The 12,948-nt window shown below is 61.6% G+C and carries 12 protein-coding genes and 1 pseudogene; 6 read left to right on the forward strand and 7 right to left on the reverse strand.

The window, feature by feature from the left end:
• The 3 genes from JWQ61_RS19235 to JWQ61_RS19245 form a co-directional block, all read left to right on the forward strand.
• The coding region (locus JWQ61_RS19235; RefSeq protein WP_304361913.1) for a transporter substrate-binding domain-containing protein at positions 1-254 on the forward strand (254 nt) is incomplete at its 5' end.
• Positions 255-343: 89 nt separating this feature from the next.
• Positions 344-1,096 (forward strand): amino acid ABC transporter permease, encoded by a 753-nt coding sequence (locus tag JWQ61_RS19240; protein ID WP_304361914.1) that lies wholly within the window; start codon positions 344-346, stop codon positions 1,094-1,096.
• A gap of 2 nt (positions 1,097-1,098) precedes the next feature.
• Positions 1,099-1,785, forward strand: coding sequence for an amino acid ABC transporter permease (locus tag JWQ61_RS19245; RefSeq protein ID WP_304361923.1), 687 nt, complete (start codon positions 1,099-1,101; stop codon positions 1,783-1,785).
• On the opposite strand, the gene JWQ61_RS19250 is transcribed toward JWQ61_RS19245, so the two are convergent.
• Entirely contained in the window at positions 1,767-2,102 is a 336-nt protein-coding gene (locus tag JWQ61_RS19250) for a helix-turn-helix domain-containing protein (RefSeq protein WP_304361915.1), read from the reverse strand. The genes JWQ61_RS19245 and JWQ61_RS19250 overlap by 19 nt on opposite strands.
• Before the next feature lie 3 nt (positions 2,103-2,105).
• Positions 2,106-2,460 (reverse strand): annotated as a pseudogene (locus tag JWQ61_RS19255) (type II toxin-antitoxin system RelE/ParE family toxin).
• Between the two features lie 145 nt (positions 2,461-2,605).
• Here JWQ61_RS19255 and imuA point away from each other — a divergent pair.
• From imuA to JWQ61_RS19270, 3 genes are read left to right on the forward strand one after another with little or no spacing between them, the layout of a single operon-like run.
• Positions 2,606-3,385: a translesion DNA synthesis-associated protein ImuA gene (gene imuA / locus JWQ61_RS19260; RefSeq protein WP_304361916.1), complete on the forward strand. Its 780-nt coding sequence runs from the start codon at positions 2,606-2,608 to the stop codon at positions 3,383-3,385.
• Complete coding sequence (locus JWQ61_RS19265) at positions 3,318-4,805, forward strand: DNA polymerase Y family protein (protein WP_304361917.1); 1,488 nt, start codon at positions 3,318-3,320, stop codon at positions 4,803-4,805. The genes imuA and JWQ61_RS19265 overlap by 68 nt, the downstream gene beginning before the upstream one ends.
• Before the next feature lie 6 nt (positions 4,806-4,811).
• Positions 4,812-7,979, forward strand: a complete 3,168-nt coding sequence (locus tag JWQ61_RS19270) for an error-prone DNA polymerase (protein ID WP_304361918.1) — start codon at positions 4,812-4,814, stop codon at positions 7,977-7,979.
• Between the two features lie 3 nt (positions 7,980-7,982).
• Here JWQ61_RS19270 and JWQ61_RS19275 read toward each other — a convergent pair whose 3' ends face one another.
• From JWQ61_RS19275 to JWQ61_RS19295, 5 genes are all read right to left on the reverse strand, one after another.
• Complete coding sequence (locus tag JWQ61_RS19275) at positions 7,983-9,359, reverse strand: MFS transporter (RefSeq protein ID WP_304361924.1); 1,377 nt, start codon at positions 9,357-9,359, stop codon at positions 7,983-7,985.
• A 100-nt stretch (positions 9,360-9,459) separates the two neighbouring features.
• A complete protein-coding gene (locus JWQ61_RS19280) occupies positions 9,460-10,089 on the reverse strand; it encodes a glutathione S-transferase family protein (protein WP_304361919.1) in 630 nt (209 codons plus the stop codon).
• Positions 10,090-10,158: 69 nt separating this feature from the next.
• A complete protein-coding gene (locus JWQ61_RS19285) occupies positions 10,159-10,851 on the reverse strand; it encodes an HAD family hydrolase (protein ID WP_304361920.1) in 693 nt (230 codons plus the stop codon).
• 155 nt (positions 10,852-11,006) lie between these two features.
• Positions 11,007-12,356 (reverse strand): HAMP domain-containing sensor histidine kinase, encoded by a 1,350-nt coding sequence (locus JWQ61_RS19290; protein WP_304361921.1) that lies wholly within the window; start codon positions 12,354-12,356, stop codon positions 11,007-11,009.
• Positions 12,346-12,948: response regulator transcription factor (locus tag JWQ61_RS19295; RefSeq protein WP_304361922.1), on the reverse strand; the 603-nt coding region annotated here is incomplete at its 5' end. The genes JWQ61_RS19295 and JWQ61_RS19290, both read right to left, overlap by 11 nt.

A 12,948-nucleotide genomic window follows, 5' to 3' on the forward strand; every position in this document is an offset into this window, starting at 1 on the left:
TGATCGCGCTGCTGGCGAATATCCCGGACAAGGAAAAATATGAAATCCCGGCGTTTGCCATTTCCGAGGAATATGAAGGCGTCGGCGTGCCCAAGGGCGAAACGCGCCTGGTCAATACGCTCAACGATACCTTGCGCGAATTCGAGAAAAACGGCACCGCCCTCAAGATCTACGACAAGTGGTTCGGCCCCAACAGCAAATCGCCACTGCCGCGCCTGTTCAGGATCGGCGACACCAAGCTGAGCCAGAACTGACCTAGCATCAATTCTCCGTGGTATCTGTCTTGCACCGGCAATCTCCATGGTTGCCGGTGTTTTTTTGTTTAGCGGCTGCAAAGTAAAAAATGACCGAGTTTCAAACTATCCTGGGGCAAATGCTTGCCCCCAAATACCTCGGCTGGCTGGTCGACGGCCTGTGGATGACGCTGCTGCTGTCCGCCGTGGTCGCCGTGCTTTCTACCTTGCTGGGCATTGTCATCGCCGCCGCACGCTCTAGCCGGCAACCTTGGCTGGCGCTGCCAGCCCGCGGTTTCCTTTCCGTCTTTCGCAATACGCCGTTGCTGGTGCAGCTGTTTTTCTGGTATTTCGGCGTTTCCAGCCTGCTGCCGGAAGCTTCCGTGGAATGGCTCAATACGGTGCACAGCGTGGCGCTGGGACCTTACCTGACATTGACATGGCCATCGTTCGAACTGCTCTGCGCAATCTTCGGCCTGAGCCTGTATTCCGCAGCTTACGTCAGCGAAGAAATCCGCGCCGGCATGCGCGGCGTCGCCGAAGCGCAGCGGCTGGCCGCTGCCGCCCTCGGCCTGAGCCGCTGGCAGGGATTGCGTTACGTGATCCTGCCGCAAGCGGTGCGCATCGCACTGCCGCCCTTGCTCGGCCAGTACATGAATATCGTCAAGAACACTTCGTTGACCATGGCCATCGGCCTGGCGGAGCTGTCTTACACTTCGCGCCAGGTGGAGGCGCAAACCTTCAAGACTTTCCAGGCTTTCGGCGTGGCGACCTTGTTTTACATCGCCACCATCGCGCTGATTGAAACCTTCGGCCAGCTGATCCAGCGCCGGCAGCGGCTTGCCGGCAGTGCGCAGCGATGAGCATGCAACTCAGCGTATTGACGGACAACCTGCCGTACCTGCTCTGGGGCGCGTATCCCGACGGCCCGCTCGGGGGAGCGGCCCTGACCGTGCTGCTCAGCGTCGGTTCGGCGCTGGCTTCGGCATTGCTGGGGCTGGTGCTGGGCATAGCCCTGTCGCTGGCACGCGGCTGGCCACAGCTGCTGCTGACCATGGTGCTAGGCTTCTTCCGCGCGATCCCGGTGCTGATGCTGATTTTCTGGACCTACTTCCTGCTGCCCATCGTTTTCCATATCGACGTGCCGGGCGTGCTGTCCGTGATGTGCGCCCTGGCGCTGATCGGCGGCGCCTACCTGGCGCATTCGGTGCATGCCGGGATCAGCGGCATCAAGGCCGGGCAATGGGACGCCGGCCTGTCGCTCGGCATGCCGCGTGTGGCGGTGCTGCGCCACATCGTGCTGCCGCAGGCGCTGCAGATGATGCTGCCCTCCTTCGTCAACCAATGGGTGACCTTGATCAAGGACAGCTCGCTGGCCTACATCGTCGGCGTCGGCGAATTGTCGTTCGTGGCGGCGCAGGTCAACAGCCGGGTGATGATTTATCCGGCTGAGATCTTCATGTTCATCGGTTTGATTTATTTCGTGCTGTGCTCGGGGCTGGGCTTGTTTGCGAACCGGGTAGCGTCGTATTTTCAGGCCACCACTACCTGAGTGTGGCCCAAAGCGGAGCGGTTGTTCTTCTTCACCACGATTTCCACATCGCGCCCCAGGCGGTTCAGGCATTCGATCATCTTGGTCTGGCTAATGCCTCTGAATTTGCCACGCAACATTTCCGAAAGTTTAGGCTGCGGCATGCCCAACAGGCCGGCGGCGCTCTGTTGAGTCAAGCGCCGGCTCCTGATGATCTGTGCGATCTCATGCGCCAGCCTGGCCTTGACCAGCATTTCATCGGCATCGGGGAAACCAAGATCGGCATAGGGATTGTCGCTGCCTTGTTCAATCTCGATGTCAGCTAGAGTCGTATTCAAGTTTTACTCCTTTTCTAGTGCGGCTACAGCTTTCAAGCGGGCCTGGATCAAATCCGTATCCGGTTTTGGGGGTAGCGATGCCGCTAGTCGATTTTTTCTGGAAGCAATGCAACACATACACCGCCATGACGTAACGCACCGTGTATACAGCACGGTAAGTACCGCCTTGATAATCATCCACCACTTCCAATACGCCCGCTCCGCCGCAGCCTTTCAACGGTTTGGCCTGGCTGTGTTTGCCGCCTGTTTGCGCCAGGTGTAGCGCGTAACCGAAGGTGTCCTGTATGTCTGCAGGCATCGCAGCCAGGTCTTTTTTCGCTGAGCCGACCCAGCGCAGAGGTCTGGTAAAAGTAGATATCATGAATTATACCCAAATATAGATAACCATAGCAATCGCCCTCGATGAGTGGATTGACTAAACCCGAATCGAATTTATACTGTACATACATACAGTATAATGTTTCTTCACTTACGGTTTCGCCTAATATCATTTCGCCATGCCCATGCCCGCCATCGCCTCATCCAGCATTTCCGCCGCCGCCCAATCGGTCGTGGCGACCTTGCCGCATGCCTTGTGGCGCGCAGACCAGATGGGTTCTTACCAGGGCGTGGTCACCGCTTCCGGCCATCCCTCCCTGGACCGCGAGTTGCCGAATGGCGGCTGGCCGCATTCGGCGCTGATAGAGTTGCTGCTGCAACAAGCCGGCAGCGGCGAAATACGCCTGCTGCAGCCGGCGCTGGCGCGCATCGCCAGCCAGCGCCGGATTGTCTTGCTGCAGCCGCCGCATCTGCCGCAGATCGCGGCCTGGGATGCCGCCGGCCTGGCCAGTGGACAACTGCTATGGATCAAGGCGGCGCGCAGCGCCGATGCGCTGTGGTCGGCGGAACAGGTATTGCGCAACGGCAGCTGCGGCGCGCTGCTGCTGTGGCAGTCGCATATCCGCGGCGAGGCTTTGCGCCGCTTGCACCTGGCGGCCCAGGCCAGCGACACCATGCTGTGGGTGCTGCGGCCGCTGAGCGCCGCCCACGAATCCTCGCCTTCGCCTTTGCGCCTGGCATTGCGGCCGGCGCGCAACGGCGTCGAAATCCAGCTGCTCAAGCGCAAGGGACCGCAACACGAACAAGCGTTTTACCTGCCGTTGACGGCAGTCACCGCTGAACCCGATACGGCCGCGATTCCGACCGTTCCGCTACATTCTTTTGCTGCACCCGACCATGACACTCTGGATAGGCATACACCTGCCGCTGCTGGCGCTCGAAACATTGCGCCCGCGCTGGTCTGAACCCTGCATGCTGGCAGTGCTGGAGCACGACCAGGTGCTGACCATGACCGCCAGTGCCGAGGCCAGCGGCGTGCGGCCGGGCATGCGCCGCGGCGGCGTGCTGGCGCTGGCGCCGCAGGCGCAGCTGTGCGAGCGCGATGCGGCGCGCGAACAAGGCGCGCGCGACGATATCGCGCTGACCTTGCTGCAATACACGCCGGAAGTGGCGCATGCCGAGGAGGATTCGCTGCTGCTCGACGTCAGCGCCAGCCTGAGCGCTTTCGGCGGCCGCCTGGCGCTGTGCCGCCGCATCCGCGACAGCATCCAGGCGCTGGGCTTCACGCCGCACGTCAGCATGGCACCGACCGCCCAAGGGGCATGGTTGCTGGCGCGCTATCGGCGCCACGCACCGGGTTTAGCCCGGCAGCGCCGCAGCTTGCGGCTGGCCAGCCTGCAGCGGCGGCTGGATAAACTGCCGTTCGCGATCCTGCCGGCGGCGCGCCCCTACCAGGATTGGCTGGCCGGCATCGGCTGCCAGACCCTGGCCGACTTGCGCAAGCTGCCGCGCGCCGGCTTGCAGCGGCGCAGCGACAAGCACATCCTGGAAACCCTGGACCGCGCCTACGGCACGGCGCCGGAGGTATTTGAATGGGTGCAGCCGCCGCAGGCATTCAGCGCCTGGCTGGAACTGCCGGACCGCATCGAGCATGCCGAGGCGGTGCTGTTTGCGGCACGCCGCCTGATCCTGCAAATGATAGGCTGGCTGGTGGCGCAACAGCTGGCAGTATCGCGCTTCCTGCTGTCGCTGGAACACGAGCGCGGGCGCCAGGCAATCGCTCCCACGCCGCTGGAAATCGCACTGGGCGAACCGGCCTGGCATGAAGAACACCTGCTGCGTCTGCTGAAAGAAAGGCTGGGCCGGCTGCAGCTCGATGCGCCCGTGATCGCCTTGCGCCTGCAGGCAACCCAGGTGGCGCCGATGCTGCCGCCGACCGCTTCGTTGTTTCCCGAACCAGGCGGCACGCCCGGCGCCTACGCCCGCCTGCTGGAGCTGCTGAACGCACGACTCGGCAGCGAAAACGTCTTGCAGCCGGCGGCCCTGGCCGACCACCGGCCGGAAGTCGCCAACGCCTGGCAAGCCGCCGCCGACAGTCAACGCCGTCCAGCGCCAGGCGATGCATTGCACCGCATCCGGCCGCAACGGCCATTCTGGCTGTTGCAACAGCCGCTGGCCTTGATGCTGCGCAAGCACCGGCCGTTTTATGGTTCGCCGCTGCGCCTGCTGTCAGGACCGGAGCGTATCGAATGCGGCTGGTGGGATGGCCCGCCGACTGTCCGCGATTATTTCGTAGCGGAAGGCGCGGAGGCCGCTTGTTACTGGATATATCGCGAGCGCGATGGCGATGACATCCACTGGTTCCTGCACGGCTTGTTTGCCTGATTGTTTATGGACGCAAATCCTTCACTAACGCCGCCGTCGATCATACTGCCGGAATACGCCGAGCTGCAGTGCGTCTCGAATTTCAGTTTCCTGCGCGGCGCTTCGCATCCCGAGGAACTGGTGGAGCGCGCTGTCCAGCTCGGCTACGCGGCGCTGGCGATTACCGACGAATGCTCGCTGGCCGGTGTGGTGCGGGCCCATGTCGAAGCCAAGAAACATGAGCTGCCGCTGCTGATCGGCAGCCAGTTCCAGCTGCATGAGGCCGACGGCAGCCCGGCGTTTTCCCTGATCGCGCTGGCGCAAAACCGCGAAGGTTACGGCAACCTGTCGGAACTGATCACGCTGGCGCGCAGCCGCGCCGACAAGGGCCATTACCTGCTCAGTCCGCAAGACCTGGAGATGCCGGACAGCGCCAACGTCCATCTGCGCCAGCTGCCCGACTGCCTGCTGGTGCTGCTGCCGGCGCATGGCATCGACAGCGCAACACTGAGCCGCCAAGCGGCATGGCTGGGCAACACTTTTCCCGGCCGCGCCTGGATCGGCATGACCATGCTGTACCAGGTCGGCGACGAGCGGCAGCGCGCCGTGATTGAACAGGTCGCGCAGAAACTCAACTTGCCGGTGGTCGCTACCGGCGATGTCTGCATGCACCGCCGCTCGCGCAAGCCGCTGCAGGATACGCTGACCGCGATCCGGCTCGGCAAACCCGTCGCCGCCTGCGGTTACGCATTGGCGCCGAATGCCGAACAGCATCTGCGCGCCCGGCTACGGCTGGCCAATCTGTATCCGGCAGCTGCCTTGGCCGAAACCGTAAGGATCGCCGGCATGTGCAATTTCTCGCTGGATGAGCTGAAGTATGAATATCCGGATGAAATCGTGCCGCCGGGACATACCCCGGCCAGCTACCTGCGCCAGCAAACCTATGTCGGCGCACGCAACCGTTTCTCCGATCAAATACCGGCAGCGGTGCAGCAGCAGCTGGAAGACGAGCTGGACCTGATCCAGGAGTTGGGATACGAAGCTTATTTCCTGACGGTCTACGATATTGTCCAGTTTGCCCGCAGCCAGGGCATCTTGTGCCAGGGCCGCGGCTCCGCCGCCAACTCGGCGGTCTGTTACTGCCTCGGCATCACCGAGGTCGATCCCGCACAAAGCACTTTGCTGTTCGGCCGCTTCATCAGCCGCGAGCGCAATGAACCGCCAGACATCGATGTCGATTTCGAGCATCAGCGGCGGGAAGAAGTGATCCAGTACATCTACGAAAAATACGGCCGGCGGCGGGCCGCGCTGACCGCGGTGGTCATCAGCTACCGGCCGCGCAGCGTGTTGCGCGATGTCGGCAAGGCGCTCGGCGTCGATCCCGGCCTGGTTGACCAGGTCGCCAAATCGCAGCGCTGGTGGGACGACAAGCAACAGCTGCAGCAGAATTTCAGCGAACTCGGCATGGCTGCCGATACCGCGATTGCAGAACAATGGGCCGACCTGTCGCATACCTTGATGGGATTTCCGCGCCACCTGTCGCAGCATCCGGGCGGTTTCGTGATTTCGCGCGGCAAGCTGTCGCGGCTGGTGCCTATCGAAAACGCGGCGATGAAAGACCGCAGCGTGGTGCAATGGGACAAGGATGACCTGGATGCTCTGCGCATACTCAAGGTCGATGTGCTGGCGCTTGGCATGCTGTCGATGCTGCAGCGGGCGCTGGCGATGGTGGCGATGCAACGCGGTGAAACGTTCGAGATGAAAGACATCCCGCGCGAAGATCCCGTGACTTACGACATGATTTGCAAGGCCGACACCATAGGCGTGTTCCAGATCGAAAGCCGGGCCCAAATGAGCATGCTGCCGCGCTTGCGGCCACGTAAATTCTACGACCTGGTGATCCAGGTTGCGATCGTCCGGCCGGGACCGATCCAGGGCGGCATGGTCCATCCTTATCTGCAAAACAGGAAAAAGAAAGAAGAAGACATCACTTACCCAAAACCCGAGTTAAAGGGAGCCCTGGGCAGAACCTTGGGCATTCCGATTTTCCAGGAACAGGTAATGCAGATCGCTGTAATCGCGGCAGGCTTTACCGAAGGCGAGGCCGACAGCCTGCGCCGTTCGATGGCGGCCTGGAAACGCAAAGGCGGCCTTGAAAAATTCGAACGCAAGCTGATCGACGGCATGGTCAAGAACGACTATGAAGAAAGTTTTGCCAAAGCCATCTACAGCCAGATCCAGGGTTTCGGCGAATACGGTTTCCCGGAAAGCCACGCCGCCAGTTTCGCCCTGCTGGCCTACGCCAGCTCCTGGCTCAAATGCCATGAGCCGGAAGCCTTCCTGGCGGCGCTGCTGAACAGCCAGCCGATGGGATTCTATTCGCCGTCGCAGCTGGTGCAGGATGCGCGCCGGCATGGTGTGGAAGTGCTGCCGGTCGATATCAACGTCAGCAACTGGGAAGCCGCCCTGGAACCGACATCGGCCGCCAGGCCCGCAGTCAGGCTGGGTTTCAACCTGGTGCGCGGACTGAATTCCGGCAATGTCGACGAGATTGAAGCGGCGCGCGCGGTGCGCCCGTTCACCGACCTCAAGGACATGGCTTTGCGCAGCGGCCTGAAACGCGATCAATTGCAGGCGCTGGCCGCCGCCAATTCGCTCGCGCCGCTGGTCGGCAACCGCCGCCAGGCGCTATGGCAAGCGCTGGTCAGCGCCCCGGATAAAGGCTTGCTCAAGCAGGCTCAGGTAGAGGAACAGGAACTGCTGCTGGCCGAACCGGCGGAGGCAGAAAACCTGCTCAACGATTACGATGCGCTGGGCCTGACCCTGGGCCGCCATCCGCTGACGCTGCTGCGCCCGCAGTTAAACGCCCAACGCTTCCGCTCGGCCGAAGTGCTGAATACTTTCCGCAGCGGCCAGCTGGCGCGGGCCTGCGGCATCGTCACGGTACGCCAGCGCCCCGGCACTGCCAAGGGCGTGGTGTTCGTCACGCTGGAAGATGAAACCGGCACTGTCAACGTCATCGTCTGGCCCGACCTGGCGGACAGCCAGCGCAAGGAATTGCGAGGATCGAAGCTGATGGGCGTCAACGGCACCTGGCAGTCCCAGGAAGGCGTCAGGCACCTGGTGGCCCAGCACCTGATCGACATGTCGCCCATGCTGGGCAAGCTGTACACCACCAGCCGCGACTTTCACTGAGGCTTAATCGGATTTTGGATGGGGCATGTGCAGGTGGTCGGGATGCCGGTCGAGCAGCTGGTCGATGCCGGCGCCCGGATCTTCCGTGCCGTCTTCCTGGATCGCCACCTGGCGCTCGCGCGCGCTTTCATCATCCAGATCGCGCTTGCGCTGCCAGTTCATCGCCACCAGCCCGCCCACGCCCAGCACCGCCAGGCAAGCCGCGGGCACCAGCATCGGCGTGACGTTGCTGTGCGTGAGCTTGCCCACGTATGGCATCAGGTTCTGTCCGAAAAATCCGCCCAGGTTGCCGATCGAATTGATCGCCGCGATGCTGGCCGCGGCCCGTGCGCCCTGGAAGAATTTCGGCGGCAAGGACCAGAAACAGGGATACAGCAAGGTGATGCAAGCCCCGCCTATCACCAGCGCGCCGAAACGCAGGGTGTTCGAATCGAGCAGCGCACTTGAAGTGAAGCACAGCAAACCCAACAAGCCGATCACGGCAATCGCCTTGAACACCACCCGGTCATGGCGCAGTTTGCCCGGCAGCCACAGCAACAGCAGCACCGCCAGCCCCCATGGCATCATGTTCAGCAAACCGTTGATGGTGGAGCTGACGCCGAAACCTTTCACCAAAGTCGGCAGCCAGTAGGTAACGCCGTACAGGGAAGTCGACATCAGCATATAGGTGGCGGCAAACAGCAGTACGCGCAGGTCCCACAAGGCCGCCAGCGGATTGCCGCGGGTGACGTTGGCCGGCGTATCGCGTTGCATCATGTCGTTCAGTTTGGCTTTCTGCGCAGCCGACAGGAATTTGGCTTCATCGATAGAACCGGGCAGGTACACCATCACCACCAGCGTCAGCAACACCGCCGGCGCGCCGGTCGCAATGAACACCCACTGCCAGCCGGCCAGGCCCAGCGTGCCGTTCAGGTTCAGCAGCAAACCGCCGACCAAAGCTCCCAGCATGTTCGCCAGGGCACTGCCCAGCGTAAAGATGCCCAGTACGCGGGTACGGTAAATCTGCGGAAACCACAAGGTCAGGTAATAAATCACGCCGGGATAAAACCCCGCCTCAGCCACGCCCAGCATGAAGCGCAGCACATAAAACATCGGCAGCGAACTGGTGAAGCCAAGCAGTATGGTCACCGCGCCCCAGGTAAACATGATGCGCGCCAGCCAGACCCGTGCGCCGTATTTGTGCAAGGCCAGGGTGCTGGGGATCTCAAACAGCAGGTAGCCGATGAAAAACAGGGAAGCGCCCAGGCCGTAAGCTGCCTCGCTCATGCCTAATGCATGCACCATCTCCAGCTTGGCGAAACCGACGTTCTGACGGTCGATGAAGGACACCAGGAACATCACGATCAGCAATGGCATCAGGCGCCACGCCACTTTTTTCATCAACTGGTCTTCAGACAGCTCGGTTTGTGACTGCACGTTTAGTCTCCGTATATTGTTGTATTCCGCAAATCATGAAAGCATCGGCAAGATCACGTAAGAATCAGCTATCCCAATGACGGCGCCATACCGGCGCCACTTTGGGGTGTTTTTCCACTCTCTCGATCAGTTCGAAGAAAGCGGGCCGCACCCGCTCCAGGTGGGACCGCGCTCCCGACCATTTGGAAACCACGGCGGCCATCAGATCCAGCGCGCCGAGCGAGGCGCCGTTCAGGAATGGCGAGGCAGGATAAGTATCGGCAAAGATTTCCCAATAGCTGTGCAGGCGCGCGCGCGTGCCCTCCCGGATCTGCTCTTTGACGGCATCGTCCGCATTGACGCACCAGCGCTCGGGAAAATCGATCACGCCGATCGCGGCGTAGCAGTTGGCGGCGATATACACCAGGCCCCTGATCGCCTGCGCGCGCTGCGCCGCGTCGGCAGGCAGCAGCCCAGCCGCGGGATGAGCCAGGCCGAGATGGAGCAGGATCGCGGCGCTCTCGGTCAGGATGCCGCCCTCCGGCAACTGCAAGGTGGGAATCTGCCTGAGGGGATTCAGCTGCTGCAGCTCATCGAGCGCCGGACTGGGTTCCCAGGAAGCGGCGTCGACCTGGCGGTAAGGCAGCCCTGCCAGTTCCAGCGCCAGTTCGACCGCGGCGGAACCCGAGCCCTTGAAGCCATACAATGTGTACATATGCCCTGCCCAATCCATCTTTTGGAAGATAAATTCTAACAGGGAGTGGCTTCACATAGTGCGGCGCTGTCAGGCCGGATCGATTAAACCCATGGCGTGCCGCACGCGCCCGCACAACTCTTCAGGCGAGCGGGAAATGATTTCTTCCGGCACCAGGAATTTCTTGATCAGCCGCTTGTAGCTCTCGAAACCGTAGGAAACCATGAAAGGATGCATGCCGGAGCCGATCGCGGCCAGGTAATCCTTGTGCTCGTCGCCACAGATGTAGGCGCGCGCCGGGTTGATATCCAGGCGCTCGCGGATGGCGCGGAATTCCTGCATCTTTTCCAGGTGCAGCGGGATGTGGGCGAAAAAATCGAGCGCATCGAGATCGATGTCATGGCGCTGGAACAACAGCCTCAGCGTCTGCTCCGGCTCGTTGGTCATGTTGCGCGTGACCAGGCCGACCGCGATGTCCGGCGTGGCGATCAGGCTGCGCACCAGGTCCGCGATGCCGGGATACAGCTTCGCCTCTTCCCGGTAGACCTCGGTCAGGGTGGCGATCAGCTGCTTGCGGCTCTGCTTGCCTATCTGTTTTTTCAGGTTGGAGGGGAATTCTTTCAGTCCGCCCAGGTATTTGAACAGGCGGCGGCGTTTCTGGAACCTTTCTTCATCGCCGATCACCATGCCGTGGCGGGAAAAGGTCTTGTCGATGGCGCTGTAGGCATCGATGGTGGTGCCGTCCGCATCGAGGATAATTAATCGTTTGCTATTGTTGTACATGGTTTATCCGTCAAGGAAAGCGATCGCAGCCGATGCGGCGACCGCTCTGAACGCCGGTTGCAAGGCATCAACTTATAGCAGTCTTATGACAGGACGATGACTTTGACGGGCGGCCGGCCTGGACTTGAGCTGCTCGTCGTCCGGATTGTTGCCTGTTAACTAAAGACAACGATGAATTCCGCCCCCGGACGCTGGTCGCGCATGACGACCAAACGCCAGCCGTGAACCAGCGAAATTTCCTTGCAAATCGACAGCCCCAGCCCGGCGCCTTCGTCGCGCCGGTTGGCGCCGCGCCAGAAACGCTTGAACAGCAACGCCACGTTGTCGGCGGCGACGCCTTCGCCATGATCGCGAACAGCGATGTGACCCGAGGTCACCGTGACGATTGCGCTGCTTCCGGCCGGAGAATGATGAATGGCATTCTCCAGCAGGTTCTTGACCAGTACAAACAGTGCGCCGCTATCGGCCATCAGCGGAATTTTCTGGGCCGGCGAATTCAGTACGACGGAGACATTCAATCGATCCGCAAGCCGCCCCAGGTGCTCGACTGCACTGACCACGACTTCTCCGGCATCGACTTGTTCAAACATGAAATTCTTGCGGTCGCTTACTTCGGCCAGGTGCAGCAGCTGGTGCACTTGGCGCGCCATGCGGTCGACGTCCTTCAGCAGCAACTGGCGGTCAGCCGTGCCGTCGAGTTCGATTTGCCCGCGGATCAGGGCCAGCGGCGTCTTCAGTTCATGCGCGACCGTGGCAAGGAATTCCTGCTGCAGCCGATAGCCGAGCTCCAGGCGGTCCAGCGCCTTATTGAATGCATCTATCAGCGGCACCAGTTCTTTCGGCACGTCCACCGTCGACAAGCGGGAATCCAGGCTGTTGAATTCAATCCTGCTGGCCGCATCCGACGCCACGCGCAACGGCCGCAACGCACGATTGAATGTGCCCCACACGACGAAGGTAAACACCAGGATGGCGATAATCACCGCGACACCCGCGGCCATCATGAAACTGGCGCTGTCGCTGCCCATGATGGCCTGGTGCATGCGCTCGCTGCGCGCAACCTGGATATAGTAGGTTTTATCGTTGACGGAAACGGCTTGTGTAAATACATACAATGTCAATCCAGAGCGCCGCAGGACCAGGCTGGTATCGGCCGCGGTTTTAGGATCGAAACGCGTGTCCTTGGCAAACAAGGGGATGCTTGCACCATCGGAGGCGATCAGCACGGCGCCCTTGTCGTCCAGGATGCGGTAGATGGAGTCCTCTTTCAATGCTTCGTAAAGCAGCCGCATTTTTGAGTTCAGATCTACTCCGGACAGTTTGCCCGAGGCGTCAAAACGCATCCGCTCCTGGATCTTGTCGACATGCCTGAGCATCTCCCGCTTCAGCAATAACTCCGGCCCCCACTGGAATACCGCAGCCAGGCCCGCGGACACCACCAGGGCAATCACCACCAGCGTAGCCGCGGCAGAGACAATCAGTTTTTTCGACAAGCTATACCGCATCGGGCACTTCCTGCAATGCAAAGCCATAAGCCCTGACGTTGGCGATCTCGATCGCGGAGTCGATCGCCAGCAGTTTTCGCCGCAGCCGGTGCAAAGCGACATCCAGCGCGTTCGGGGTGACCGCATCGCCCACGCCCCAGGCCGCCATTTCCAAAGCGGTGCGGCGCACCGGCTGCCCGCCCGCGCGCACCAGGCTCAGCATCAGCTGCAGCTCGGAAGGCGCCAGCGACACCGAATCGTCGCCGTTGCGCATGCAGCTCGATTCCGGCAATACCTGCAAGCCCAGGTAAACCGAAACCGGGTTTTGCAATTGCGGCGGACGCCGCATCAAGGCGCGCACCCTGGCCACCAGCTCTTCCATCGAAAATGGCTTGGGCAGGTAGTCGTCGGCGCCAGCCTCGAGGCCGGCCACGCGGTCATGCAAGGCGTCGAGCGCAGTCAGCATCAGGCATGGCGCCAGCACGCCCTTGGCGCGCAACTTGCGCACCAGGTCGAGCCCGTCGCCGTCCGGCAAGCCGCGGTCGATCACCAGCGCCGCATACGGAATGCGGGCAAAGCCGTCGGCCGCATGGTCGATGCGGCCGTAGACGTC

It is taken from the genome of Collimonas fungivorans (assembly GCF_028292705.1).
GTDB classification, from domain to species: domain Bacteria; phylum Pseudomonadota; class Gammaproteobacteria; order Burkholderiales; family Burkholderiaceae_D; genus Collimonas; species Collimonas fungivorans_B.